General features: G+C 76.9%; 1 protein-coding gene. It reads right to left on the reverse strand.

What is annotated here, in order from left to right; translation table 11 throughout:
- A partial coding sequence (locus A6V29_RS21555) for an amidohydrolase family protein (RefSeq protein WP_249933113.1) occupies positions 1–337 on the reverse strand: 337 nt, incomplete at both ends.

Consider the following 337-nt stretch of genomic DNA (forward strand, 5'->3'; position numbering starts at 1 on the left):
GCAGTGCGCGACGGCGACGTCGTACTCCCGCCAGAGCGCGAGGTCGCCGTCGTCCATGTGCACGCAGTGGGCGGCCAGCACCCGTCCGCCGAGCACGTCCTGCGCGGCCAGCAGCGAGGGCACCGACAGCCCGTGGGCGGCGAGCAGGTCGTCGCCCTCGGTGGTGGTCTCGGCGACGTGCAGGCTGAGCAGGAGGCCGTGTTCCCGCGCGGCCGTGGCGGCGTCGCGAAGCACCGGCAGCGGGACCGTGTACGCGGCGTGCGGGCCCAGGCCGTACTCGACCTGGCCGTCCGCGGGGGCTCCGGCGGCGAGCGCGACCGCGGCGTCCAGCTGCTCG

It is taken from the genome of Blastococcus sp. CCUG 61487, from assembly GCF_005222955.1.
GTDB lineage: Bacteria > Actinomycetota > Actinomycetes > Mycobacteriales > Geodermatophilaceae > Blastococcus.